The following is a 25,950-nucleotide window of genomic DNA, read 5'->3' as shown; positions in this document are numbered from 1 at the left end:
CTCATACTAGGTTCCCCTTTTTCCCTGGGTGGAGACCCTCCCGGAAAAAGACCCGGAAGGGGGGACCCGCCCCACCCTGGTGGGGGTCCCCCCCCCGGGAGGTGGAGCGGTCAGGCCGGCGAGGGCCCGAGCGAGCGGACGAGCCGGCCCATCTCGCTGTACGCCTTGTTGCGGTGCGCGACGAGCGCCTTGACCTGCTCGGGCGTGTAGTCCTTGAGCAGGCCCTTGCCGTTCTTCACGCCGCGCCGGTCGGCGGCGACGGCGTCCTGGACGAGCGCGGGCGTGCTGAGCCGCTCGCCGAACGCCTCCTCGAACGTCCGGAAGCCGCCGGCGTACACGTCGAGGCCGGCCTGGTCGGCGATGGCGAACGGGCCGAAGAAGCCCAGGCGGAAGCCGAAGGTCGTGCGGACGATCGTGTCGATGTCCTCGGGGGACGCGATGCCCTCCTCGGCGATCGACATCGCCTCCTTGAGCAGCACGTACTGCAGGCGGTTGAGGACGAAGCCGGGCACGTCGGCGACGATCGCCGCCTCCCGGTCGGCCCTCGCGAGCAGCTCCTTGACGACGGGGACGACGGCCTCGTCGGTGCGCTCCCCCAGCACGAGCTCGACGCCGGGGATGAACGGGGCGGGGTTGGAGAAGTGCACGGTGAGGAACCGCTCCGGGTTCTTCACCGCCGTCGCGAGCACGCGGGCCGGGATGGTCGAGGTGTTCGAGCCGATGATCGCGTCCTCGCGCGCCGCGGCCGAGATGCGGCCCAGCACGTCGTGCTTGACCTCGACCGACTCGAACACGACCTCCTCGACGAAGTCGACGTCCGCGACCGCGTCCTCGATCGACGGGGCGGTGCGCAGGTTCGCACGGATCGTCGCCGTCGCGCCGGCGTCGTACAGACCGGCGTCCTCGAACTCCTGCGCCTCCGCGAGCAGGCGCGCGAAGGCGGCCTCGGTGGCGTCGGCGGAGACGTCGGCGATCGTGACGGGCAGGCCCGCGAGCGCGAGCGACTGCGCGATGCCGCCTCCCATGTAGCCGGCACCGATCACGGCGACGCTGCTGATGCTGGTGACCATCGTTGCTTCCTCTCTCGTGGTCCAGTCTGTGGCGGTCACGGCCGGGCGGCCGAATCCGCAGGTCGCGCGGCCGCGGCCTCGTCGAGCACGTCGCGCAGGGCGGCGACGTCGTGGGCGAAGCGCCCGAGGAACACGCCGTCGACGGCGCCCGCGAGGGCGGTGAGCGTGCCCGGGCCGGCGGCCCCGCCGTAGAGCACGCGGCCGTCGACGCCCAGCGCGTCGAGCCGCTCGCGCAGCGCGTGCGCGACCGTCACGACGTGCTCGGCGGGTGCCGGCCGCGGGGCGCCGATCGCCCAGACGGGCTCGTACCCCACGACCACCTCGCGCGGGGCGGGGCCCCGCAGCGCACTCTCGAGCTGCGCCGTCGCGACGTCGGCCGCCTCGGCTGGGGAGACCTGCTCGCACTCCCCCACGCACAGGAGCGGGGTGACGTCCGCCTCGGCGAGGCGCGCGACCTTGGCCCGGACGACGTCGTCGTCCTCGTGGAACGTCGCGCGTCGCTCGGCATGGCCGACGACGGCGAGCGTGCAGCCGAGCTCGGCGAGCAGGGCCGCCGTGACCTCGCCGGTCTGGGCGCCGTGCGCGGCCGGGGCCACGTCCTGCGCGCCCCAGGCGACGCCGGTCCCCCCGAGCAGCTGCGCGGCCGCGGGTAGCAGGGGGAAGGCGGGCAGCACGGCGAGGTCCACGTCGCCCGCAGGGGCGGCGTCGCGGACCGCGGCGAGCCAGCGCTCGGTGTCCGCGGCCCCGAGGTACGCCTTGAGCGAGACGGCGACGAGCGGGCGGCGCGTCATCCGCAGGACCCGGCGGGCTCGGCGACCGCCCCCGTGCCCGCGTCGGCCTCGACCTCGCCGATCGCCGCGACCTTGGGGGCCGACGCCGAGGTGGGATCGAACCGGTAGCCCAGCCACTCGCGCAGCAGGCGGCGGGCGAGCTCGATGCCCACGACGCGCTGGCCGAAGCACAGCACCTGGGCGTCGTTGGACAGCACCGCCCGCTCGACCGAGAACGAGTCGTGGGCGGTGACGGCGCGGACGCCCGGCACCTTGTTGGCGGCGATCGCGACGCCGAGCCCGGTGCCGCACACGAGGAGCGCACGGTCGGCCTTCCCCTCGGCGACGAGGCGCGCGGCCGCCGCGCCCACGTAGGGGTACGGGGTGTGCTCGTCGCCCCCGACGCCGACGTCGGTCACCGACGCCACCCGGTCGTCGGCCTCGAGGTCGGCCTTGAGCAGCTCCTTGTAGTCGAACCCGGCGTCGTCCGAACCGATCGCGAGCCGCAGCGCGGTCGTCTCGTGTGTCGTTCCCTGGGTCGTGGTCATCGTGCCGCCACCTCCACGTCGTCCGTGCTGACGCCGAGCGCGTCCCCGACCTCCGCGAGGAGGAGCGCGAGCGACGTCGCCCCCGGGTCGGCGACCCCGAGGCTCTTGTCCCCCAGCACGCGCGAGCGACCGCGGCGTGCCGTGATGTCCTTGGTGCGGTCCGCGCCGTCCCGGGCGGCGCGGACGGCGGCCCGCCAGGCGTCGGGTGCCGCCGCACCGTTCCCGTGCGCCGCGGCCAGGGCCTCGACGGCGGGGTCGAGGGCGTCGACGAGCGTCTTGTCGCCCGCCCGTGCCCCGCCCACCGCGCAGACCTCGTCGCGCGCGGCGCGCACGCCGTCGGCGACGTGGACGCCCGTCAGCGCCTCGTCGGCGGGCAGCCGGTCGGCGAGGGCGAGCAGGCCGACGCCCCACAGGGCCCCCGACGTCCCGCCCGCGCGGTCGGCCCAGCGGTCCGCGGCGCGCCGCAGGACGGACGGGGCGTCCGCACCGGCGGCGAGCGCCTCGTCGGCGGCCTCGACCGCGGCGTCGACGCCACGGCACATGCCGCGCCCGTGGTCGCCGTCGCCGGCGATCGCGTCGAGCGCGCCGAGCTCGTCCTCCGCGTCGTGCAGCACCTGCTGCGCGCGGCGCAGCGCGCGCACCACGAGGCCGGCCGCCTCGGTGCCCTCGGCCGACGCCGCGACGACGAGCGGCGGCTCCGGCTCGGTGACGACGTCGGGCGCGGCCGCGACCGGCGCCGCGCGCCAGCCCCCGTGCCGGAACGCGGGCGTCGTGGCGGGCGCGAGCCACAGCGGCTCGAGCTCGTCGTCGAGCCACGCCACGGTGAGCGAGCAGCCCGCCATGTCGAGGCTCGTGACGTACTCCCCGACGAGCGGGGCCACCAGCGTCACGCCGCGCTCCGTCAGCAGGTCGTGCACCCGGTCCCAGAGCACGAAGAGCTCCTCGTACTTGACGGTGCCGAGGCCGTTGAGGACGACGGCGGCGCGGCCGTCGGCGTCGTCGGGCCGGTCCGCGAGCACGCGGTCGACGAGCTCGGCGGCCAGGTCCGCGGCGGGCGGCACCGCCTCCTCGCCGATGCCGGGCTCACCGTGGATCCCGAGGCCCCAGCCGGCCGTCCCTTCCGGGAGGCTGAACAGCGGCGCGTCGGCACCGGGCAGCGTGCAGCCGTCGAAGGCGACGCCGAAGGAGCGGGTGCGCTCGTTGGCCAGGCCCGCGAGCCGGTCGACCTCGGCCAGGTCCGCGCCGGACTCCGCCGCCGCGCCCGCGACCTTGAAGACCACGAGGTCGCCCGCGACCCCTCGCCGCTCCGCGGCGCGGTCGGCGGGGGCGGAGGCGACGTCGTCGGTGACGAGGCGCACGGCCACGTCGACGCCCTGCGCCCGCAGCCGGCTCGCCGCGGCGCCGAAGTTGAGGACGTCCCCGGCGTAGTTGCCGAAGGACAGCCAGATGCCCGCCCCGGCGTCCGCGGCCCGGCACACGTCGAGCACCTGGCGCGTGGACGGGGAGGCGAAGACCTCGCCGCACACCGCCGCGTCGGCCACGCCCTCCCCCACGAGCCCGGCGAACGCCGGGTAGTGGCCGGAGCCGCCGCCGACGACGACGGCGACCTTGCCGGGGCGCGTGCCCTCGGCGCGCGCGACGCCGCCGGGCACGCGGCGCAGGACGCCGGGGTAGGCCTTGACGAGGCCGCTGAGCGCCTCGCGGGCGAAGTCCTCGGGACGGTTGTGGACGTACGTCATGGGGGCAGCACCTTTGCTCGTGCGGTGACGGGGGTGGGGCGGCGCGTGGCGCCGGAGGGACCTGCTCAGCGCCCCGCGGAGCGCAGGACGCCGCGGATGTACTCGCGGTTGAGCGCCGCGACGCCGAGGCTGTCCGACCCGTAGTGCTCGCAGACGAACACGCCCTCGAAGCCGAGCTCGAGCGCCTGCCGGATCATCACGCGGTAGTTGACGACGCCCTGCACCAGCGGGGTCGGGTGGGTCGCGTACGCGCCCGTCGCCAGGTCCACGTCGCGCGTGTAGTTCTTGATGTGCCAGAAGTTCGTGTGCGGCAGCACCTTCGCGAACATCGTCGGGATGTCCTCGATCTCGCGGTGCAGCCGCACGAGGTTGCCGAGGTCGGGGTTGAGGCCCACGTTGTCGCGGTCGACGTCCTCGAGGAAGCGCACGGCCAGGTCCGGCGTGCCGATGTAGGTGTCCTCGTACATCTCGAGGCTGACCTGCACCCCCACCTCGGCCGCGTGGTCGGCGAGCTCGCGGATGCGCCGCACGGCCAGGTCCCGGTTCTCGGCGTCGGCGAGGTCGTCGTGGTGCCCCTCGGCCAGCCAGAACCAGAGCGCCTTCTCCTGCGCCGGAGTGAGCGCCTGCATGAAGCCGAAGTTCACGACCTCGGCGCCGAGCGCCGGTGCGCGGTCGATGATCGTGTGCCCGAAGCGCAGGTAGTCCTCCCCCCGGGCGGCGTCGACGACGCTGCGGCGTGTCGTCGACACGGACGGGACGGCGAGGCCGACCTCCTTGAGCACGACGAGCAGCTCGGCGAACCGGGCGTCGGTCATCTCCCCGATCGACAGCCACGCGTCGGTGGGGTCGACGTCCGCGAACCCCAGGTCGGCGACCTGCTGGAGCTGCCCGCGCCAGGACTCGGCGGGGGCGTCGACGTTGGGGGTGCCGTCGGCCGCGGTGGAGCCGAAGGACAGCATGTTGGCGGCGATGGGCCAGGTGTCCGCAGTGCGCAAGGAGATCTCCGTCGATCATGGAATCGTGTTTCCTATAGGAAACACGGAAGGACTTCGGAGTGTCAACCGGCTCGGTCTTCACCCGCCGCGCGCCGAGCCGGCCCGGGCTCCTGCTTGACGGGCAGCAGCAGCAGCGCCTAACTTGATGGAAAGCGCATTCCGCCATCGCGTCGCAGCCACCGCCGAGACGCACCGACGAAGGAGTCCCGAGTGAGCACCACACCCACGCGCACGCTGCGCATCGCGATGAACGGCGTCACGGGCCGCATGGGCTACCGCCAGCACCTCGTGCGCTCGATCCTGCCGATCCGCGATCAGGGCGGCGTCGAGCTGCCCGACGGCTCACGCGTGCAGGTGGAGCCCGTCCTCGTGGGCCGCAACGAGTCCAAGCTCGCCGAGCTGGCCGCGCAGCACGGGGTCACGGAGTACACGACCGACCTCGACGGGATCGTCGCCGACCCGGCCACGGACATCGTGTTCGACGCCTCGATGACGTCGCTGCGCGCCAAGACCCTCACCAAGGCGATGCAGGCCGGCAAGCACGTGTACACGGAGAAGCCGACCGCCGAGACGCTGGTCGAGGCCGTCGAGCTCGCCCGCCTGCGCGAGGAGACCGGCGTCACCGCCGGCGTCGTGCACGACAAGCTGTACCTGCCGGGCCTGGTCAAGCTGCGCCGTCTCGTGGACGAGGGCTTCTTCGGCCGCATCCTGTCGCTGCGCGGCGAGTTCGGCTACTGGGTGTTCGAGGGCGAGCACCAGGCCGCCCAGCGCCCGTCGTGGAACTACCGCAAGGAGGACGGCGGCGGCATGACCACGGACATGTTCTGCCACTGGAACTACGTCCTCGAGGGCATCCTCGGCGCGGTCAAGACCGTCAACGCGCAGACCACCACCCACATCCCCACCCGCTGGGACGAGCAGGGCAAGGAGTACGCCGCCACGGCCGACGACGCCGCGTACGGCATCTTCGAGATCGAGACGCCGGGCGGCGACCCGGTCGTGGCGCAGATCAACTCCTCCTGGGCGGTGCGCGTGTACCGCGACGAGCTCGTGGAGTTCCAGATCGACGGCACCCACGGCTCCGCCGTGGCGGGCCTGCGCAAGTGCGTCGCGCAGCAGCGCGCCCACACCCCCAAGCCCGTGTGGAACCCGGACCTGCCCGTCACGGAGCCCTTCCGCGACCAGTGGCTCGAGGTGCCCGCGAACGCCGACCTCGACAACGGCTTCAAGCTGCAGTGGGAGGAGTTCCTGCGCGACGTCGTCGCCGGCCGGCCGCACCGCTTCGACCTGCTGTCCGCCGCGCGCGGCGTGCAGCTCGCCGAGCTGGGGCTGCGGTCGTCGGCCGAGGGCCGCCGCCTCGACGTCCCGGAGATCACGCTGTGACGACGCAGACGCTCAACCCCGCGCTCGCCCCCGAGCTGGCGCCCAGCGGCGTCACCGTGCGCCTCCCGCGGTTCGACGCCGCGGGACGCGCCACCGGCACCGAGGTGCGCGAGCTCAACGCGCCGGGCCCGTGGCACGCCCCGGCCTCGCCGATCACGTCGCGCGTCGCGTTCGCGGCCGCGCACGTCGTGCCGCAGGTCGGCGCGGAGAACGTGCCGGGCGCGCCCGCCGTCGTCGACTGGGACGCGACGCTCGCCTACCGGCACGAGATCTGGCGGTTCGGGCTCGGCGTCGCCGACGCCATGGACACCGCCCAGCGCGGGATGGGTCTGGACTGGGCCGCGACGCAGGAGCTGGTGCGCCGGTCGTCGGCCGAGGCCGCGTCCGTCGGCGCGCGCATCGCGTGCGGCGCGGGCACCGACCAGCTCGACCCCGCGTCGGTCGAGCCCGGCGAGGCGGGCCTCGCCGCGGTGATCGACGCCTACCGCGAGCAGGTGCACGTGGTGCAGGACGCCGGGGCGCAGGTCATCGTCATGGCCTCGCGCGCGCTGGCGAAGGTCGCCCGCTCCCCCGAGGACTACGCCCGCGTCTACGACGCCGTGCTGGCCGAGGCCGACAAGCCCGTCGTCCTGCACTGGCTGGGCACGATGTTCGACCCGGCCCTGGCGGGCTACTGGGGGTCCGACGACGTCACGTCCGCGACCGCCACGTTCCTCGACCTCGTCAAGGCCCACCAGGACCGGGTCGACGGCGTCAAGGTGTCGCTGCTCGACGCACAGCACGAGATCGGCCTGCGCCGGGCGCTGGCCGGTCTCGACGGCTCCCCCGTGCGGCTGTACACCGGCGACGACTTCAACTACCCCGAGCTGATCGCCGGCGACGAGCAGGGGCACTCCGACGCCCTGCTCGGCATCTTCGCCGCGATCTACCCGGCCGCGTCCACGGCCCTCCAGGCGTTCGACGCGGGAGAGGGCGCGCGCGGTCACGCGATCCTCGCCTCGACCGAGAAGCTGGGCCGGCACATCTTCGCGGCGCCGACCTACTACTACAAGACGGGCGTGGCGTTCCTGTCGTGGCTGAACGGCTTCCAGTCCGGCTTCCAGCTCGTGGGCGGGCTGCAGTCGGGCCGCTCGCTGGCGCACCTCGTGGAGCTGGCCCGTCTCGCCGACGGCTGCGGCATGCTGCTCGACCCAGCGCTGGCCGCACGCCGTCTGGACGCCCTGCTGGTGACGAACGGGGTGACCGCATGAGCCTGTCGGGCACGGAGCCCACCGGGGTACGCCACGCGTCCGACACCGACCTGAGCCGCTGCTCCCTCAACACCGCGACGGTCAAGCACGCCACGCTCGCGGAAGCCGTCGACGCCGCGGCCGCGGCCGGGCTCGGCGCCGTCGGCCTGTGGCGCCACCAGGTGCAGGAGCACGGCGCGGAGAAGGCGGCGCGCATCGTGTCGGACGCCGGCCTGCGCGTCTCGTCCCTGTGCCGCGGCGGGTTCCTCACGGCAGCGGACGCGGCGGGCATCGCCGCCGCGCTCGACGACAACAAGCGCGCCATCGAGGAGACGGCGGGCGTCGGCACCCGCGAGCTGGTGTTCGTCGTCGGCGGCCTGCCCGCCCTCAGCGAGCCCGGTCGGGGCCCGCGGCCCGACGCAGGGCCGGGCGACCGCGACGTCGTCGCCGCCCGCGCCCGCGTGGCCGACCGGATCGCCGAGCTCGCGCCGTTCGCGGCCGAGCACGACGTGCGGATCGTGCTCGAGGCGCTGCACCCGATGTTCGCCGCCGACCGCGCGGTGATCTCCACCCTGGGGCAGGCGCTCGACCTCGCGGCGCCGTTCGCACCGGAGACCGTGGGCGTCGTCGTCGACACGTACCACGTGTGGTGGGACCCGCAGCTGCGCGAGTCGATCGCGCGGGCCGGGGCGGAGGGGCGGATCGCGGGCTACCAGGTCTGCGACTGGAACCTGCCGCTCGCCGCCGACCCGCTCAACTCGCGCGGCCACGTGGGCGACGGGTACGTCGACTTCCCGACGATCTCGCGCTGGGTCGCCGAGGCGGGCTACGCCGGGGACGTCGAGACCGAGATCTTCAACGAGGAGATCTGGGCCGACGACCCCCGCGACACCGCCCGCACGGTCGGCGAGCGGTACGCGCGGCACGTGCTGCCGCACCTGTAGGGCCGACCGCCCTCCAGCACACCGGGCCTTGACACCCCGGTGCGGGTCTGTCGCCGACGCCGGCCCGCCGCACGACGCCCCGTCGCCTCCCCGGGCGGCGGGGCGTCGTCGTGCGCGGGCCCGTGTCGCGCACCGGTCCCGCACCGGTCCCGTACTGATCAGGAACGGAGAAGCAGGGCGGCGAGGTGTCTCCCTAGCCTGGTCCTCAGCGGCGCACGACGGCGCCGCCCCACCGACCGGGAGGAACGTCATGGCCACGTCCGAGGGGCTGAGCGCCGACGAGCGCGCGGCAGTGAAGCAGCGTGCCAAGGAGCTGCGCGAGCAGGAGAAGGCCGGCAAGAACCGTGCCGCGGGCGAGCAGGCGGTGCGCGAGGCGATCGAGCCGCTCGAGGGCACCGACCGGGACATCGCCGAGGGGCTGTACCGGGTCGCCACCGAGGTCGCGCCCCACCTCGTGCCCAAGACGTACTACGGCATGCCCGGCTTCGCGGACGCCGCCGGCAAGATGGTCGTCTTCGTGCAGCCCGCCGCGAAGTTCAAGACCCGCTACGCGACCGTCGGCTTCGACCCCGCGGCGCAGCTCGACGACGGCGACTTCTGGCCGACCGCCTTCGCGGTGCTGGCCTGGACCCCCGCGTTCGAGGAGAAGCTCACCGCCCTGGTGCGCAGCGCGGCGGGCTGACGGGGGCGGGTCGTCGTCGGACCCCGGCGACCACTACCTTGCGACGCAAGAGAGTGCTACCTTGTGTCGCATGGTACCGAGCTCCGACGTGGTCCTCACCCAGCTCCGCAAAGGGGTCGTGGAGTACTGCGTCCTGGCCTGCCTGCGATCGGGGCCGGCCTACGGCCTCGAGCTCGCCGAGCGCCTCGGCGCCACGAGCACCCTGCTGACCAGCGAGGGCACGCTGTACCCGCTGCTCTCGCGGCTGCGCCAGCAGGGCTGGGTCACGACGACGCAGGTCGCGTCCCCGATGGGCCCGCCGCGCCGGTACTACGAGCTCACGACCGAGGGGCGGGCGGCGCTCGAGACCTTCACCGCCACCTGGTCCCGGTTCACCGCCGACGTCCGCACGACCCTGGAGCCCTGATGACCGCAGCACCCGCATTCCCCCCGCTCGTCGAGGCGTACCTCGCCGACCTCGAGCACGCGCTGGCGGCGAGCGAGCCGCGCGAGCGCGCCGAGACCCTCGCCGCGGTGCGCGAGCACGCGGCGGAGTCGCTCGCGCTGCACGGGTCGGACGATGCCGGCGCCCGGCGCGTGCTGGACGAGCTGGGCCCGGTGGACGCCATCGCCGCCGCGTCGACCCCGGCCGCGCCCGCGGCCGCCGGCGCGCCGGCGGCCCCCGCCGCCACGCCCGCCGCGGACGTCTGGCTGGTCGTCCTCGCCGTCGCGTCCCTGGCGCTCTTCGTGGTCCCGCTCGTGGCCGCCGCCGCCGTGATCTGGGCGGTCGTCCGGCTCCGCGCCGGCGTCGGCAACCGCCGCGTGCAGACGCTGGCGCTCGCCGTCGGGACGGTCTCGTTCGTCGGCGCCGCGGCCCTCTACGTGTCGCACGTGCTGGCCGGCTGAGGGGCCGCCGCCGCACCGTTTCGACGCGACCGGGCGTTCCCTCCGGCGGAAACCGGTTGCTAGGCTGGGCACCGCACGGCGGGAACCGGTTTCTCACGGTTTCTCGCCGACTGTCCCAGCGACGTGACGGAAGGCGACCATGACCCACTACAGCAACCCGGTCCTCGACGCGGACTGGCCGGACCCCGACGCGGTGCGCGTCGGGGACGACTACTGGCTGATCGCGTCCAGCTTCAACCGCGCCCCCGGGCTGCCCGTGCTGCACTCGCGCGACCTCGTGTCCTGGGAGCACGTGGCGAACGCGCTGCCCGCCGTGCCGCCCGCGGGTCACTACGCGCTCCCCCGCCACGGCTCGGGGGTGTGGGCGCCCAGCCTGCGCCACCACGACGGCCTGTTCTGGATCGTCTACCCCGACCCGGACCACGGGATCTTCGTCCTCACGGCCGCCGACCCGCGCGGCCCGTGGTCGGAGCCCTGGTGCCTGGTGCCGGGCCAGGGCCTCATCGATCCCTGCCCGCTGTGGGACGACGACGGCCGCGCCTATCTCGTGCACGGCTGGGCCAAGAGCCGAGCCGGTGTGAAGAACCGCCTCACGGTGGTCGAGGTGGACCCGGGCCTGCGCCGCGTCGTCGGGCCGGCGCGCACCGTGGTCGACGGCGACGAGCTGCCGGGCTTCCGCACGCTCGAGGGTCCCAAGCTGTACCACCGCGACGGCTGGTACTGGATCTTCGCCCCCGCGGGCGGCGTCGCGACCGGCTGGCAGACGGCGTTCCGCGCGCGGTCGGTGTGGGGCCCGTACGAGCACCGCGTGGTGCTGGCGCAGGGCGACACCCCGGTCAACGGCCCGCACCAGGGCGCCTGGGTGGACACGCCGGACGGCGCCGACTGGTTCCTGCACTTCCAGGACCGCGGCGTCTTCGGCCGTGTGGTGCACCTGCAGCCGATGCGGTGGGACGACGACGGCTGGCCGGTCATGGGCGAGAAGGGCTCCCCGGTGCTCACGCACCCGACGCCGGTGCCGGGCGCCGAGCCCGGAGAGCCGGTGCGCAGCGACGACTTCGCCTCCCCGGGCCTCGCACCGCGCTGGCACTGGCAGGCGAACCCCGCCGAGGGCTGGGCCGTGGCCGACGGCGGCGGCGCGCTGCGCCTGCCCGCGCAGCCCTCGCCCCGGGGCAACCTCCGCGACCAGGGCGCCGTCCTGAGCCAGCAGCTGCCGGGGCAGCCGAGCACGTGGGAGACCCGGGTCGGGCTCGTGGGCGACGCGCCCGGCACCCGGGCGGGCGTCGTCGTCCTCGGCCGCGAGTACGCCTGGGCCGGGCTGGTGCGCACGCCCGGCGGCGTCGAGGTGACGGTGCGGCGCGGCGGCACCTACGGAGACGAGGAGATCCTCGCGCAGGAGCCCGTGGCCGCGGGCGCGACGGGCGTCGTCCTGCGCACCGCCGTCGACGCCGAGGGCCGCGTCACCTGGGCCTGGCGCGACGACGCCCCGCCCGGGGACGACGACGCGGAGTGGCACGAGGCCGCGCCCCCGTGGCAGGCCGTCGTCGGGCACTGGATCGGTGCGGAGGTCGGCCTGTTCGCGAGCGCCCCGCTCGGGGCGGACCTGCGGCCGGGCGACGGCGGCACCTTCGGCCCGGTGCGCGTCACCGTGGCCGGGAAGGACGCCTGATGGCCCGCTCGGGCGGCCCGACGATCGACGAGGTGGCGGCCGCCGCAGGCGTGTCGCGGGCCACCGTCTCGCGGGTGATGAACGGCCGGGCCAGCGTCGCCCGGGACATCGCCGAGCGGGTGCGCGTCGCCGCGAAGGACCTGCGCTACCAGCCCAGCCGGGTGGCGCGCAGCCTGTCCCTGGGTCGCACCAACTCCGTGGCGCTGGTCGTGCCGGACCTCGCCAACCCGATGTTCCAGCAGATCCTGCGCGGCACGATGGCGGCGGCCGCGCCGCACGACTACCGCGTCCTGGTGGCCGACACCGCCGAGAACACGGCCGACGAGGCCGAGGTCGCGCTCGAGGCGCGGCAGCGGTGCGACGCGCTGGTGCTCGCCGCGCCGCGCACGTCCGAGGACGCGCTGCTCGAGCTGCTCCCGCGCCTGGAGCCGGTCGTCGTGGTCAACCGGCACGTGCCCGGCCTCACCGTGCCGAGCGTGCGCGTGGACTACGCGGCCGGCGTGCGCAGCATGGTGGACCACCTGGTTGCGCTCGGGCACCGCGAGCTCGCGTACGTCGCCGGCCCGCGCTCGAGCGCGTCGAACGGGCTGCGCGCCCGCGCCCTCGACGACGCCCGCGAGCGGCACCCGGGGCTGCGCGTCACGACCGTGCCGTGCGGCCCCACCGTGGACGCCGGGTACCGCGCGGCGGACGCGGTGCTGGCCACCGGGGCGACGGGCGTCGTCGCGTTCAACGACCTGGTCGCGTTCGGCCTCCTCGCGCGGCTCAACGAGGCCGGCGTGGCGGTGCCGGGAGACATCTCCATCGGCGGCTTCGACGACATCGAGCTCGCCCGCTACGCGACGCCGTCGCTGACCACGGCCGCCGTGCCGCAGGCCGACCTCGGCCGTCGCGCCTGGGAGCTGCTGCACGCCCGCGTGCTCGGCACCGAACGCACGCGGCTCGGCGCGGAGGGCATCGCCGTGCACGTGACCCCGGGGCTGGTGGTGCGGGGCAGCACCGGGCCGGTACCGCCCGCGCGCCGGCTCGGGGTGACGTCGGCGGACCTCGCGGGGCGCGCGCACGCCCGCGACCACACCGTCCGGGCGCGGTGGCGGCCCGTCGACGACGACTGGGTGCTCGGCGTCGGCGACGACCGCCCCCTCAGCCGCTACTCGCGAGGCGAGGGGATGCCCGGGGTGCACAGCCCGCGGCCGTTCCTGCACCCGGTGCACTCGGCGCAGGGCGTCGCGATGACGACGAAGAGCCCGCTGGACCACCGCCACCACTACGGCGTCTCGATGGCGGTGGCCGACGTGGACGGCACCAGCCACTGGGGCGGGCGCACGTACGTGCGCGACCAGGGGCCGACGCTGCTCGCGAACCACGGCCGCCAGGAGGCCGGGCGTACGGAGGTGACGGACGACGGCGCCACCCTGACCCAGCAGGTGCGCTGGCTGGACGAGCGTGGCGGCGTGCAGCTGACCGAGGAGCGGCGGCTCACCGCCGTCGTGCTGCCGGAGGTCGACGCCTGGGCGCTCGGCTGGCACGGCAGCCTGCTCGCCGGCGACGCCGACCTCGAGATCGGCAGCCCGGCGACCAACGGCCGGCCCGGCGCCGGGTACGGCGGCTGGTTCTGGCGGCTCCCGTCCGGCGACGAGGCCTTCGCGCTGAGTCCCGACCGCGGCGGCGACGTGCACGGCTCGCGCAGCCCGTGGGTGGCCGTCGTGCGGCGCACCGGGCCGGCCTGGACCACCCTCGTGCTGGCCCAGGCCTCCGGGGAGCCCGACCCGTGGTTCGCCCGCGTCGGCGACTACGTCGGGCTGGGCCCGGCGCTCGCCTGGGACACGGTCCGCACGGTGCGGGCGGGGTCGTCGCTCGAGGTCGACGTCGTGGCGGCCGTCGTCGACCGGCGCCTCGACATCACCGGGGCCGGCGACGTCGCCGACCTCGCGGTGGGACGGGTGGGCGCCGCCCGGCTGTCCTGAGGGGTGGCGGCCGAGGCCCTCCCGCCTCCTCGGCGGGTGGGCTTCCGCCATCGCTGCCTAGGCTGGCCACGTGACGCCGGCACCATGGACCACGCGCGCCAGGACGGCCTGGAGCCCCTCGCCGGGGCGGCCGACGTGGGGCATCGTGCTGGGCGACGCGGTCCGCGTCGCGGCCCTGGTGAGCCTCCTGGTCGCCGCGGCGACGTCGGACTGGGTCGCGGTCGCGCTGTTCGCCCTCGTCCTGGGCGGATCGATGGTGCCCCGCGCGTCCGGCGCCGCCGCGTGGCTCGACGTCGCGTGCGGGACCGCCGTGCTCGCCGCCGCATGGTGCGCCGTGGCCGGTCTCTACGAGCGGGTCGCGGGCCTGGACCTGCTCGTGCACGCCGTCGCGACCGGTGCGCTCGCTGCCCTGGCCCACCAGGTCCTGACCCGGGACGGCCTCGCGACGTCTCCCGTCCGCCCCCGCGCGACGGCAGCCCTGACGACCGTCGGCCTCGGCGCGCTGCTCGCCGTCGTCTGGGAGCTGCTCGAGGCGGTGGGGCACACGTTCGTCGACGACAGCATCCACGTGACGTACCCGGACACCGTCGGCGACCTCGCGGCGGCGCTCGTGGGCAGCGCCGCGGCGGCGTGGCTCGTCGCCCGGGCTGCCGCCCGGACTCCGGCACGGGGGCTCCCGTGACGGGGGCGCGGGGTGCCCGGTTCTCGGGACGGCCGCTCCCCACGGTCTCGGTCGTCATCCCTGCCCGCGACGACGCCGCCGCGCTCGAGCGGTGCCTGGCGCTGCTCGCGGCGCAGACCCTCGCCCCGCTCGAGGTCGTCGTGGTGGACAACGCCTCGACGGACGAGACCGCCGACGTCGCCCGACGCGCGGGGGCGGTCGTGGTCCACGAGCCGCGGGTCGGCATCCCCGCCGCCGCGGCGGCGGGGTACGACGCGGCCCGGGGCGAGATCGTGGCGCGCCTCGACGCCGACTCGCAGCCCGCGCCCGGCTGGGTGCGCGCCGTCGCCCAGCACCTGGCCGACGACCCCGCGGCCGACGCCGTGACCGGGACGGGGACGTTCACCGACCTGCGGGGCGGCCGCTGGGCGTGCGCGCTGTACCTCTCCGCGTACTACGCCAGCACCCGGATGGCGCTCGGTCACACGGCCTTGTGGGGCTCCTGCATGGCGTTCCGTCGCAGCACCTGGCGGGCTGTGCGCGACCAGGTCGAACGGGTCGACCCGGAGATCCACGACGACCTGGACCTCGCGTTCGCCCTCGGGCCCCGCCGTCGGATCGTCCGGGACCGCCGGCTCCGCGTCGGCGTGTCCGCCCGGTCGCTGCGGTACGCCCGCCGTCGACGCCTGGTGCGGGCCGTGCGCACCCTGCGGCTGAACTGGGCGGTCGCCCCGCCGTGGGAGCGCTGGCGGGACAGGCTCGGCATCGCCGCCTGACGGCTCCGCCGTCCGCCGCCTCCGATTGATATCGGCGGCTGAACTATTGACGCGGGCGCCCTCCTCGGCTACGTTGTGAGAAACCGGTTTCTGAGGCGTTTCCGGTCGCAGAGCGCGACGGGCACGGGAAGACCGACACCGACGTCGGCCGCACCACGAGCAGCACGACCAGCAACGACAGGCACCACGGGCACCCCGCCGTCGTCGACGGGCCCCGGCCGCCGCCCCGCTCGTCCCGACCCGAGGGCCACCCGGCCCGAGTCTCACGAGAGGCGCGACGATGCCCTTCAGCGCGGACCATCGACCCACCCCGCACCGCACCCCCTCCCCTCGCTCCCGCCGCCCGCGACCACGGGCCCGCCGTGCCGTGGCGGCCCTCGCCGCCCCGGTCCTGGGCCTGACGTTGCTCGCCCCCGTGGCGCACGCGATGTCGGGCACGGACGCCGAGGCCGCCGGCCGAGCGCTGCTGCACCGCATCGGCGCCCCGCCCACGACCTCCGCGGACGGGCCCGTGTGGTCCCCCACCGCCACGGGCTTCGCGTCCGTGCCGACCGACGAGCTCCCCGACGGCACCACCGGCGGCGCGGGCGGGCGGACCGTCACCGTGCGCGACGCCGCGGCGCTGGCCGAGGCGGCCGCGGCCGAGGAGCCGCTGACGATCCTCGTGCAGGGCACCCTCGACGTGGAGCCGTTCGGCTCGATGATCGACGTGGCGAGCGACAAGACGATCGTCGGCGCGGCGGCGGGCGGCGAGCTCGTCGGCGGTGGGCTGCGGCTGCTGGAGGTCGAGAACGTCATCATCCGCAACCTGACGTTCCGCGACTCGTACGTCGCGGCCGACTGGGACGGCAAGAGCGCGGACAACGACAACGACGGCATCCGCATCGACACGTCGGACCACGTCTGGGTGGACCACAACGAGTTCGCGCGGCTCGGCGACGGCCAGCTCGACGTCCGCAAGGACTCCACCGCGGTGACGGCGTCGTGGAACTTCTTCCACGACCACAACAAGACCCTCGGCGTCGGGTGGACGGACAACGTGGTGACCACGCTGACGCTGCACCACAACCGGTTCTCGAACGTGCACCAGCGCAACGGCAGCATCGACAACGTGGCGCTCGGCCACCTGTACAACAACTGGCTGTCCGGGGTGAGCTCGTACGGCACGACGTCGCGCGGCGGCTCCCAGCTGCTCGTGGAGTCGAGCGTCTACGAGAACGCCCGCAACCCGCTCATCCTCAGCGGCGACGCCGCCAGGCTCCACCAGCGCGACAACCTGTTCCGCGGGAACTGGGGCGAGAAGCCGGCCGAGACCGGGCCCACGTTCGAGGCGTCCGACCTCTACGACTACGAAGCCGATCCCGTCGAGGACGTCGTGCCGCTGCTGAGCCGGTACGCCGGCACCCGCACCACCCGCGACGACCGGCTCGGCCGGCAGGTCACGGTGGCGCAGGACGGCACCGGCGACTACCTCTCGATCCAGGCCGCCGTGGGCGCGGCGTCGCGGTCGCCCCGGCCGGTCGAGATCGTCGTCGGACCGGGCACGTACCGCGAGGTGCTCACCGTCTGGCCGGGCGCCGAGGGGCTCACGATCCGCGGCGCGACGGGCGACCCCGCCGACGTCGTCGTGACCTACGACAAGCCCGCGAGCGACTGGGCCACCGCGACCGTCCTCGCCGACGGCGTCACCCTGCGCGACCTCACGCTCGAGAACGCCTACGACGCCGAGGCCGGCGACCCGAGAGAGACCCTCGCCCTGCGCGACGCCGCCGCCGGCACCGTGCTGGACGACGTCCCCCTGGTGGGCGGCGGACTCTCCACCGACGACCCCCGCCACTCCTGACCCTGACCGAGGAGCAACGATGAGACTCACGACCACCCGCACGGCCGCGCTGCTCGGCGCCCCGGTGCTGGCCCTGACCCTGCTCGCCCCCGCCGCGCAGGCGGCGCCCTCCGACGGCGACCCGGCCGCGGCAGGCGCCGCCGTCCTCGAGCGCATCGGCGCGCCCGCGACGACGACGGCCGACGGGCCCGTCTGGTCGCCCGTCGCGACGGGCTTCGCCTCCACTCCCACCGACGACCTGCCGCACGGCACGACCGGCGGCGCGGGCGGGGGCTCCGTCACCGTCCGCGACGCGGCCGCGCTCGCCGAGGCCGCGGCATCCGACGGACCCCTGACGATCTACGTCAAGGGCACCATCGAGCCGGCCGAGTTCGGCTCGATGATCGACGTGGCGAGCGACAAGACGATCGTCGGGTTCGCGTCCGGCGCCGAGCTGGTGGGCGTCGGGCTGCGGCTCGACCACGTGGAGAACGTCGTCGTGCGCAACCTGCGCTTCCGCGACTCGTACGTGCCGGGCGACTGGGACGGCAAGAGCGCCGACAACGACAACGACGGCATCCGCGTCGACACCTCCAGCCACGTGTGGATCGACCACAACGAGCTGACCCGCCTGGGCGACGGGCTGATCGACGTCCGCAAGGACTCCACGGCGGTCACGCTGTCGTGGAACTACCTGCACGACCACAACAAGACGGTGGGCGTGGGCTGGACCGACAACGTGGTCACCGAGATCACGATGCACCACAACCGGTTCTCGAACACCTACCAGCGCAACGCGAGCATCGACAACGTCGCCGCCGGCCACCTCTACAACAACTGGTTCGACGGGCAGGCGCAGTACGGCACCATGTCGCGCGGCGCGTCGCAGCTCGTCGTCGAGTCGAGCGTGTACTCGAACGGCGAGGACGCGATCGTCGCCAAGGACCCGGCGTCGAAGGTCGACTCGCGCGACAACCGGTTCACGACCGTCCGCGGGCGCAAGGACGACACCGGCCCGACGTTCGACCCGGCCGCGCGGTACGCGTACACGCCGGACGCCGTCGCCGACGTCACGCGCATCGTCACGGACGGCGCGGGCACCCTCGGCGCGCCGGAGAAGGTCCGCCGCACGGTCACGGTGGCGCTCGACGGCACCGGCGACTACGCGTCGATCGGTGCCGCGGTGGGCGCGGCGTCGCGGTCGCCGCACCCGGTGGACGTCGTCGTCGAGCCGGGCGTCTACCGCGAGGTCGTGCGGGTCTGGCCCGGCGCCGACGGGATCACGATCCGCGGCGCCACCGGCGACCCGGAGGACGTGGTGCTCACCTACGACCTCGCCGCCGGCCAGGCCAAGTTCTACGGCGGCACGTTCGGGCACACCGGCTCGCCGGTGCTGTCCGTGCTGGCCGACGACGTCACGCTGCGCGACCTCACCGTCGAGAACGCCTACGACGAGGCCGCGAACGGCGGCAGCCAGGCGCTCGCGCTGCGGACGTCGGGCGACCGCACCGTGCTCGACGGCGTGCGGCTGCTCGGCAACCAGGACACCTACCTGGCCGACCCGGGCTCCGGCGCCACGGCGGCGCGCACCTGGGTCACCGGCTCGTACATCGAGGGCGACGTCGACTTCGTCTACGGCGGCGGTACCCTCGTCGTCGAGGACTCGGAGATCCGCTCGCTCGACCGCGGGTCCGCGACGAACAACGGGTACGTGGCCGCACCGGCGACCGTGCCGGGCGGCAGGGGCTTCCTGTTCACCGGCACCCGGTTCACGTCGGACGCCGCGGCGGGCACCGTGTTCCTCGGCCGCCCGTGGCACCCCAGCAGCAACCCGCTCGTCGACCCGTCGGTCGTCGTCCGCGACTCGTGGCTGGGCGCGCACGTCGGCACGCCCGCCTGGTCGGACATGAGCGGCTGGTCGTGGCGCGACGACTTCATGCGGGAGTACCGCAACACCGGTCCGGGCGCCGCGCCCGCCGGCGGGGCCGTCGACGGACGGCCGCAGCTCACGGCCGACGAGGCCGCCGCGCACACCCGCGAGGCGTACCTGTCCGGCGACGACGGCTGGGCGCCCTGGCGCTGACCTGACGCGTGGTGAGCGCGGTCAGCGGGCGTGGGCCGCGCTCACCACGACGTTCGTCACAGCGCGCGCGGGGGCGGCCTCGGGGCAGTAGTGTCGACGACGGTTCAGGCCGCCCCAGCGGCCCTCGGAAGGCCCCCATCCCCCGTGGCCACAGGAGGCTGCTGCATGGTTCCGGACGTGCGCCGGTGACGCCCGTCGAGGCCGTCCCCGTCGGGCAGCTCGACGTGGTCGGGTCGTGGACCGTGCGCTCCGTCGACGACCTCGCCGAGGTGCGCGCGGAGTTCGAGGACCGGCTGCCCTGCGACTGCCCCGCGGCCATGGCCCCCAGCTCCGGCGACCTCGGCGCGCTCTCCAGGCGCCAGCGCATGGTGCTGGTGGCGAGCGAGCTCGTCGCGAACGCCCTGGAGCACGCGCGGCCGCCGGTCGTCGCCCGGCTCCTGTGCGACGGGCACGTCGCCGTGGTCGACGTCGTCGACCGCAGCCCCGACGCGCCGCCCGTCGTCCCGCACGACCGCGAGCCGGGCGAGGGGGGCCACGGCCTGCGCCTGGCCGAGACGATCGCCGACCGCGTCGGCTGGTACTGCACGGACCGCGGCGAGAAGCACGTGTGGGCCCGGTTCACGACCTCGGACCGGGCGCCCGTCGCCGCGCCCGCGGGCCCGGCGCCGCACCACCTGGCGAGCCATGGCCCGTCGGCGGGCGCGGCGTCGGACGGGGCCTACCGCGGCGCGTAGCGCTCGGGCGTGAACGCCGCGGCGACGAGCGCGCGCAGGTCCTCCAGGCCGCCGTCCACCAGGCCGCGGGCGCGGGCCTGCACCAGCAGGTTCCCGATGGCGGTGGCCTCGACGGGCCCGGCCACCACGGGCAGCCCCGAGCGGTCCGCCGTCGCCTGGCACAGGAGCGTGTTCTGCGCGCCGCCACCGACCACGTGGATGGTCGACACGGTGCGCCCCGCGAGCCTCGCCGCCGTCGTGACGGCGTCCGCGAACGCCTGCGCCAGGCTCTCGACGATGCTGCGCACGTACTCCCCGCGCGTGGCGGGCACCGGTTGGTCGTGCTCGCGGCACCAGTCGGCGATGCGGCCGGGGATGTCGCCCGGCGGCAGGAAGCGCGGGTCGTCGACGTCGAAGACCGCCACCGGCGCGGTGACGTGCGCCGCCTCGGCCAGCAGCTCCTGCAGCGTGCTGGAGCGCTGGGCCGCGGTGGACTCGCGCTCCCAGGTGCGGATCGACTCGCTGAGCAGCCACAGCCCCATGACGTTGTGCAGGAAGCGCGTGCGGCCGTCGACGCCGCCCTCGTTGGTGAAGCCGGCGAGGCGGGCGTCCTCGGAGAGCACCGGCGCGTCGAGCTCGAGGCCGACCAGCCCCCAGGTGCCGCACGAGACGTAGGCGACGTCCCGGTCGGTGGCGGGGACGGCGACGACGGCGGAGGCCGTGTCGTGCGAGCCGACGGCCGTGACCTCGAGCGCCCGGCCGACCAGCTGCGCGACGTCGGGGCGCAGGGCCCCCAGCGACGCCCCCGGGTCGACGAGGGGCGGCAGGATCCCGGCCGGGATCCCGACGAGGTCGGCGAGACCCGTGTCCCACTCACCCGTGCGCGCGTCGAGCAGACCGGTCGTGGAGGCGTTGGTGCGCTCCGCGACCTCGGCCCCGGTGAGCCAGTGGGCGAGCAGGTCGGGCACCAGCAGCAGCCGGTCGGCGAGGTCGAGCAGCGGCCCCTCCGTGGCGAGCTGGAACACCGTGTTGAACGGCAGGTGCTGCAGCCCGTTGCGCGCGTACAGCGCCGCGGCGTCCACGCGTGCGTGCACGCGCTCCACGCCGTCCGCCGTGCGCGCGTCCCGGTAGTGGTACGGCACGCCGAGCAGCCGGCCGCCGCGCAGCAGGCCGTAGTCCACGGCCCACGAGTCGATCCCGACGCCGAGGATCTCCCCCGGCGCCTCGCGCTCGGCCACGGCCAGGCCGTCGAGCACCTGGCGGTACAGCTCCAGCAGGTTCCAGTGCAGGCCGTCGGGCGTACGGACCGGGTCGTTGGGGAACCTGGCGACGTGCTGCAGCCGCAGCCCTTCGCGCCCGCCCAGGTGCCCCAGGATGACGCGCCCGCTGGTGGCGCCCAGGTCGACGGCGGCGAGGGTGCCCGCCGCCGTCGAGGGGGTCGTGCCCGTCACCGCAGGAACGCCTGAGCCACGCCGGCGTCGACGGGCACGTGCAGGCCGGTGGTGTGCGAGAAGTCGGACGTGCACAGCGCGTAGACGGCGTTGGCGACGTGCTCGGGCAGCACCTCGCGCTTGAGCAGCGTGCGCTGGGCGTAGAACCTGCCCAGGTCCTGCTCCTCGATGCCGTACGTCTTGGCGCGGTTGGCGCCCCACCCGGAGGCGAAGATGCCCGAGCCGCGCACGACGCCGTCCGGGTTGATGCCGTTGACCTTGATGCCGTGCTCGCCGAGCTCGGCGGCCAGCAGGCGCACCTGGTGCGCCTGGTCGGCCTTGGTGGCCGAGTACGCGATGTTGTTCGGGCCCGCGAACACGGAGTTCTTCGACGAGATGTAGACGATGTCGCCGCCGAGCTTCTGGTCCACGAGGATGCGCGCGGCGTTCTTGGCCACGAGGAACGAGCCCTTGGCCATGACGTCGTGCTGCAGGTCCCAGTCCGCCTCGGTGGTGTCGAACAGCGACTTGCTCAGCGACAGGCCGGCGTTGTTCACGACGATGTCGACGCCGCCGAAGGCGAGGACGGCCTCGGCGAGCGCGGCCTGCACGGCGGCCTCGTCGGCGACGTTCGCCGCCAGCCCGACGGCGACGTCCGTCGAGCCCAGCTCGGCCGCGGCGGCCTGCGCCTTGGCGAGGTCCAGGTCGGCGACGACGACGCACGCACCCTCCGCCGCGAGGCGGGTCGCGATGGCCTTGCCGATGCCGGATGCCGCGCCGGTCACGAACGCGATGCGGGTCGCGAGCGGCTTCGGCTTCGGCTTGCGCTGGAGCTTCGCCTCCTCGAGGGCCCAGTACTCGATGCGGAACTTCTCCGACTCATCGATCGGGGCGTACGTGGACAGGGCCTCCGCGCCGCGCATCACGTTGACGGCGTTGACGTAGAACTCCCCCGCCACGCGCGCGGTCTGCTTGTCCGCGCCGTACGAGAACATGCCCACGCCGGGCACGAGGACGATCGCCGGGTCCGCGCCGCGCATGGCGGGCGGCTCCTCGCCGCGGGCACGGGCCTCGGCGGCGCCGCGCTCGTAGTACGCGGTGTAGTCGGCGCGGTACGCCTCGTGCAGCTCGGGCAGGCGCTCCACGATCTCCTCGACGGTCGCGGTGGCCGGCAGGTCGACGACCAGCGGCTTCACCTTGGTGCGCAGGAAGTGGTCGGGGCAGCTGGTGCCGAGCTCCGCGAGGCGCGCGTGCTCGGCGCTCGCCAGGAAGTCGAGCACGACGTCCGCGTCGGTGAAGTGGCCCACCTGCGGCTTGTCGTGCGACGCGACGGCGCGCAGGTGCGGGGCGAGCGCGGCGGCCTTGGCGCGGCGCTCGGCGTCGGGCAGCGCCCCGTAGCCGTCGAGGGCCGGGCCGAAGGGCTCCGGCGCACCGTGCTCGGCGATGTACGCGGCGGCGGTCTCGATGATCCACAGCGAGTTCGCCTCGGACTCCTCGGCCGTCTCGCCCCAGGCCGTGATGCCGTGCCCGCCGAGCACCGTGCCGATCGCGTCCGGGTGGGCGGCCTTGATCTCCGCGATGTCGAGGCCGAGCTGGAAGCCGGGGCGGCGCCACGGCACCCACACGACCTTGCCGCCGAAGATCTTCTGCGTCAGCTCCGGGCCGTCGACGGCGGTCGCGATCGCGATGCCGGCGTCCGGGTGCAGGTGGTCCACGTGCGCGGCGTCGACCAGGCCGTGCATGGCCGTGTCGATGCTGGGGGCGGCGCCGCCCTTGCCGTGCAGGCAGTAGTCGAACGCGGCGACCATCTCGTCCTCGCGCTCCACGCCCGGGTACACCTCGGTGAGGGCGCGCAGGCGGTCCAGCCGCAGGACGGCGAGGCCCTTCGCGGTGAGGGTGCCGAGATCGCCGCCGGAGCCCTTGACCCACAGCAGCTCGACGTCCTGCCCGGTGACCGGGTCCTTCTCGATCCCCTTGGCGGACGTGTTGCCGCCGGCGTAGTTCGTGTTGCGCGGGTCGGCGCCCAGGCGGTTCGACCGCGCGACGAGGGCCTCCACGGTCGGGTTGACGGTCTGCTTCGTCATCGGTGCTCCGGTGGTCGGTCCGTCGGCCGACGGACGGGGGTGGGTGCGGTGAGGGGTACGGGGTCAGCGCTCGTGCGCGGTGCCGACGAGGGCGTCCGTCGTGAGCCAGGCGGAGATCCGCGCGAGGCTGCGCGCGAAGCCGGGCTCCGCGGGCCGGTTGAGGTGTCCGTGGGTGGTGCCGTCCTCGCGGGTCACGAAGACGTCCACCCCGGCGGCCGCGAGCTCCGCGGCGTAGGCCTCGCCGCCCGAGCGCAGGGCGTCGAGGTCGGAGTTGACGATCGGCGTGGGCGGCAGGCCGCGCAGGTCCTGGCCGCCGGGGAAGGCGTAGGGCGACGTCGCCGGGCCGTCGTGGCCCAGGTAGTTGCCGTTCATCGCGCGCACGGCGGCCGGCGGGAAGTCCTTCTCCGGCGGCAGCCCCGCGATCTTGGCGGCCAGCTCGGCGCTGGGCGAGGGCAGCTCCTGGTGCGTCACCGGGTAGGCGAGCACGACGCTGCGCGGGGTCACGCCGTCGGGCCCGACGGCGCCGCTGAGGGTGCCGAGCGGCGCCGCGCCGTCCCGCAGCCGCAGCGACGCCCCCGCGGCGAGGTCGCCGCCGGCGCTCGCGCCGCCCAGAGACCACCGTCCCGCGGGGACGCCGAGGTCGGCGGCGCCGCCCCCGGCGGCCCACGCGAAGGCGAAGGCGACCTCCTCGGACGGCACCGGGAAGCGGACGCCGTCCGTCCCGGGCGTCGCGCCCGCGGCGCGGTAGTCGAGCGCGGGTACCAGGCGGTACTCCACGCTCACGACGGCGACCCCCGCCGCGGCGAGGCCGCGCGCGACGCCGTCGGCCTCGGGCATGTCGAGGTCGCCGTGCGCGAACGCGCCGCCGTGCGCCCACACCAGGCCCGCGACGGGCGTGCCCGCCGGCCGGTAGACACGCACCCGCAGGTCGCCGTGCGGCCCCGCGAGCACGCGGTCGGCGACCGCGGCGTCCGGGTCCGCCGGGACGGGCGGCGCGGTGTCCGCCGTCGTGCCCGCCGTCGTCGTCATGCTCAGGCGCCCCAGCCGGCCTGCTGGCCGCCGACACGCTCGGCCGCGATCTGCGCCAGGTAGCCGGACGCCGCGAACGCCTTCATGGGCTCGGGGTCGAGGCCCTGCTCGGCGCGCAGGTCGGCGAGGAGGCCGCGCACGTCCGTGTTGTAGGCGTCCATGAGCGCGCCGTTGGCGCCGAGCACGTCGCCGGAGCGCTGCGCGGCGTCGAGGGCCTCGGCGTCGACGAGCAGCGCCTTGGCCGTGGCCTCCTGGACGTTCATCACGGAGCGGATCTGGCCGGGGATCTTCTCCTCGATGTTGTGGCACTGGTCGAGCATGAAGTTCACCCCCGACTCCGGGCGCAGCGCGTCCGCCTGCACGATCTCGTGCATGATCCGGAAGAGCTGGAACGGGTCCGCGGCGCCGGCCATGAGGTCGTCGTCCGCGTAGAAGCGCGAGTTGAAGTCGAAGGCGCCGAGGCGGCCCTGGCGCAGCAGCTGGGCCACGATGAACTCGATGTTGGTGCCGGGCGCGTGGTGGCCCGTGTCGAGCACGACGTTCGCCTTGTCGCCGAGGGCGAGGCAGTGCAGCAGGGAGGTGCCCCAGTCCGGCACGTCGGTGTGGTAGAACGCCGGCTCGAAGAACTTGTACTCGAGCACCATGCGGTGGTCGTCGTCGAGCTCGGCGTAGATCTCCGCGAGCGACTCGGCGAGCCGGTCCTGGCGGGCGCGGATCGAGTCCTGGCCCGGGTAGTTGGTGCCGTCCGGCAGCCAGACCTTCAGCTCCTTGGACCCCGTGGCGCGCATGACGTCGACGCACTGCACGTGGTGGGCGATCGCCTTGCGGCGCACGGCCGGGTCGGAGTGCGTGAGGGAGCCGAGCTTGTAGTCGTCGTCCTGGAACAGGTTCGAGTTGATCATCCCGATGGTCACGCCGTGCTCCTTGGCGTGCCGGGCCAGGTCGGAGAAGTCGTCGACCAGGTCCCACGGGACGTGCAGCGACACGCGCGGCGCGATGCCCGTGTAGCGGTGCACCTGGGCGGCGTCCGCGATCTTCTCGTACGGGTCACGGGGGGTCCCGGGCGTGCCGAAGACCTTGAACCGGGTACCCGAGTTGCCGAACGCCCACGAGGGCAGCTCGATGGTCTGCTCGCCGAGGGCCTTGCGCAGCCGTGCGTCGAGCACGGGCGTCGTCGCCGTCATGTCTCCTCCTCGTCCGCGCTCCCTCGCGCGGTGCTGGTGCGGCCGGCGGGGCGACCGCGCTTTGAATCGTTTCATAGCCTAGGGGGGGTGCGAGGCGGCGTCAACCGTCTGCGCAGGTTCGACCACTCGCCCGCCGACGTGTCAGGGCCAGGAGCACGTCTACGTGAACGTAGCCCTGACAGCTCGCGAGCAGGCGGGTTCAAGCGGTCGTCGCAACACGCGTCGTCAGGCTGCCAAGAGTAGGCGGTTGAGTGCTTCGGCGGGCTTGGCCCAGTCGAGGGTCTGGC

The 25,950-nt window shown here is 74.8% G+C and carries 22 protein-coding genes; 13 read left to right on the top strand and 9 right to left on the bottom strand.

The features are described from left to right. Positions 1–110 precede the first annotated feature (110 nt). The 5 genes from ACFCZN_RS14805 to ACFCZN_RS14785 form a co-directional block, all read right to left on the bottom strand. Entirely contained in the window at positions 111–1,070 is a 960-nt protein-coding gene (locus ACFCZN_RS14805) for a 3-hydroxyacyl-CoA dehydrogenase family protein (RefSeq protein ID WP_429765107.1), read from the bottom strand. A gap of 35 nt (positions 1,071–1,105) precedes the next feature. Continuing rightward, positions 1,106–1,861 (bottom strand): triose-phosphate isomerase family protein, encoded by a 756-nt coding sequence (locus ACFCZN_RS14800; RefSeq protein WP_430557238.1) that lies wholly within the window; start codon positions 1,859–1,861, stop codon positions 1,106–1,108. Then, a complete protein-coding gene (locus tag ACFCZN_RS14795; protein ID WP_429765110.1) occupies positions 1,858–2,388 on the bottom strand; it encodes a ribose-5-phosphate isomerase in 531 nt (176 codons plus the stop codon). Before ACFCZN_RS14795 ends, ACFCZN_RS14800 begins: the two co-directional genes overlap by 4 nt. Further along, the gene (locus ACFCZN_RS14790) at positions 2,385–4,127 is read right to left on the bottom strand and encodes a dihydroxyacetone kinase family protein (protein ID WP_430557237.1); all 1,743 of its coding nucleotides are present in this window, start codon (positions 4,125–4,127) and stop codon (positions 2,385–2,387) included. The genes ACFCZN_RS14795 and ACFCZN_RS14790 overlap by 4 nt, the downstream gene beginning before the upstream one ends. Positions 4,128–4,192: 65 nt before the next feature. Next, positions 4,193–5,122: a sugar phosphate isomerase/epimerase family protein gene (locus ACFCZN_RS14785; protein WP_430557236.1), complete on the bottom strand. Its 930-nt coding sequence runs from the start codon at positions 5,120–5,122 to the stop codon at positions 4,193–4,195. Positions 5,123–5,368: 246 nt separating this feature from the next. On the opposite strand from ACFCZN_RS14785, the gene ACFCZN_RS14780 reads away from it, so the two are divergent. The 13 genes from ACFCZN_RS14780 to ACFCZN_RS14720 all read left to right on the top strand — a co-directional run bounded on the left by ACFCZN_RS14780 (position 5,369) and on the right by ACFCZN_RS14720 (position 19,957). Next, a complete protein-coding gene (locus ACFCZN_RS14780) occupies positions 5,369–6,505 on the top strand; it encodes a Gfo/Idh/MocA family protein (RefSeq protein WP_429765201.1) in 1,137 nt (378 codons plus the stop codon). A gap of 56 nt (positions 6,506–6,561) precedes the next feature. Next, positions 6,562–7,755 (top strand): dihydrodipicolinate synthase family protein, encoded by a 1,194-nt coding sequence (locus tag ACFCZN_RS14775; RefSeq protein WP_430557283.1) that lies wholly within the window; start codon positions 6,562–6,564, stop codon positions 7,753–7,755. Then, complete coding sequence (locus tag ACFCZN_RS14770; RefSeq protein WP_430557235.1) at positions 7,752–8,678, top strand: sugar phosphate isomerase/epimerase family protein; 927 nt, start codon at positions 7,752–7,754, stop codon at positions 8,676–8,678. The genes ACFCZN_RS14775 and ACFCZN_RS14770 overlap by 4 nt, the downstream gene beginning before the upstream one ends. 250 nt (positions 8,679–8,928) lie before the next feature. Further along, on the top strand, positions 8,929–9,360 hold the full coding sequence (locus tag ACFCZN_RS14765; RefSeq protein ID WP_429765115.1) for a hypothetical protein: 432 nt from the start codon (positions 8,929–8,931) through the stop codon (positions 9,358–9,360). Positions 9,361–9,430: 70 nt separating this feature from the next. Continuing rightward, positions 9,431–9,766, top strand: coding sequence for a PadR family transcriptional regulator (locus ACFCZN_RS14760; RefSeq protein ID WP_430557234.1), 336 nt, complete (start codon positions 9,431–9,433; stop codon positions 9,764–9,766). Continuing rightward, entirely contained in the window at positions 9,766–10,245 is a 480-nt protein-coding gene (locus tag ACFCZN_RS14755; RefSeq protein WP_430557233.1) for a hypothetical protein, read from the top strand. Before ACFCZN_RS14760 ends, ACFCZN_RS14755 begins: the two co-directional genes overlap by 1 nt. A 139-nt stretch (positions 10,246–10,384) precedes the next feature. Next, positions 10,385–11,914, top strand: coding sequence for a family 43 glycosylhydrolase (locus tag ACFCZN_RS14750; protein ID WP_429765119.1), 1,530 nt, complete (start codon positions 10,385–10,387; stop codon positions 11,912–11,914). Then, positions 11,914–13,881, top strand: a complete 1,968-nt coding sequence (locus ACFCZN_RS14745; RefSeq protein WP_430557232.1) for a DUF6807 family protein — start codon at positions 11,914–11,916, stop codon at positions 13,879–13,881. The genes ACFCZN_RS14750 and ACFCZN_RS14745 overlap by 1 nt, the downstream gene beginning before the upstream one ends. A gap of 70 nt (positions 13,882–13,951) precedes the next feature. Beyond that, positions 13,952–14,563 carry a hypothetical protein gene (locus ACFCZN_RS14740; protein ID WP_430557231.1) on the top strand — a complete coding sequence of 204 codons (612 nt, stop codon included), beginning with the start codon at positions 13,952–13,954 and terminating at the stop codon, positions 14,561–14,563. Then, complete coding sequence (locus ACFCZN_RS14735; protein WP_430557230.1) at positions 14,560–15,318, top strand: glycosyltransferase family 2 protein; 759 nt, start codon at positions 14,560–14,562, stop codon at positions 15,316–15,318. The genes ACFCZN_RS14740 and ACFCZN_RS14735 overlap by 4 nt, the downstream gene beginning before the upstream one ends. Before the next feature lie 367 nt (positions 15,319–15,685). Further along, the gene (locus ACFCZN_RS14730) at positions 15,686–17,161 is read left to right on the top strand and encodes a pectinesterase family protein (RefSeq protein ID WP_430557229.1); all 1,476 of its coding nucleotides are present in this window, start codon (positions 15,686–15,688) and stop codon (positions 17,159–17,161) included. Positions 17,162–17,180: 19 nt separating this feature from the next. Further along, the gene (locus ACFCZN_RS14725; RefSeq protein ID WP_430557228.1) at positions 17,181–19,223 is read left to right on the top strand and encodes a pectinesterase family protein; all 2,043 of its coding nucleotides are present in this window, start codon (positions 17,181–17,183) and stop codon (positions 19,221–19,223) included. Between the two features lie 185 nt (positions 19,224–19,408). Beyond that, positions 19,409–19,957 carry an ATP-binding protein gene (locus tag ACFCZN_RS14720; RefSeq protein ID WP_430557227.1) on the top strand — a complete coding sequence of 183 codons (549 nt, stop codon included), beginning with the start codon at positions 19,409–19,411 and terminating at the stop codon, positions 19,955–19,957. Here the strand turns inward: ACFCZN_RS14720 and ACFCZN_RS14715 are convergent. The 4 genes from ACFCZN_RS14715 to rhaI all read right to left on the bottom strand — a co-directional run bounded on the left by ACFCZN_RS14715 (position 19,942) and on the right by rhaI (position 25,663). Beyond that, the gene (locus ACFCZN_RS14715; RefSeq protein WP_430557226.1) at positions 19,942–21,387 is read right to left on the bottom strand and encodes a rhamnulokinase family protein; all 1,446 of its coding nucleotides are present in this window, start codon (positions 21,385–21,387) and stop codon (positions 19,942–19,944) included. The genes ACFCZN_RS14720 and ACFCZN_RS14715 overlap by 16 nt on opposite strands. Further along, entirely contained in the window at positions 21,384–23,450 is a 2,067-nt protein-coding gene (locus ACFCZN_RS14710) for a bifunctional aldolase/short-chain dehydrogenase (RefSeq protein WP_430557225.1), read from the bottom strand. The genes ACFCZN_RS14715 and ACFCZN_RS14710 overlap by 4 nt, the downstream gene beginning before the upstream one ends. Before the next feature lie 63 nt (positions 23,451–23,513). Then, entirely contained in the window at positions 23,514–24,479 is a 966-nt protein-coding gene (locus ACFCZN_RS14705) for an alpha/beta hydrolase (protein WP_430557224.1), read from the bottom strand. A gap of 2 nt (positions 24,480–24,481) precedes the next feature. Continuing rightward, the gene (rhaI, locus tag ACFCZN_RS14700) at positions 24,482–25,663 is read right to left on the bottom strand and encodes an L-rhamnose isomerase (protein WP_430557223.1); all 1,182 of its coding nucleotides are present in this window, start codon (positions 25,661–25,663) and stop codon (positions 24,482–24,484) included. Positions 25,664–25,950 lie beyond the last annotated feature (287 nt).

The organism is Isoptericola sp. NPDC056134, assembly GCF_042264825.1.
GTDB classification, from domain to species: Bacteria; Actinomycetota; Actinomycetes; order Actinomycetales; family Cellulomonadaceae; genus Isoptericola; species Isoptericola nanjingensis.
This window is presented reverse-complemented; position numbering and strand designations above follow the sequence as displayed.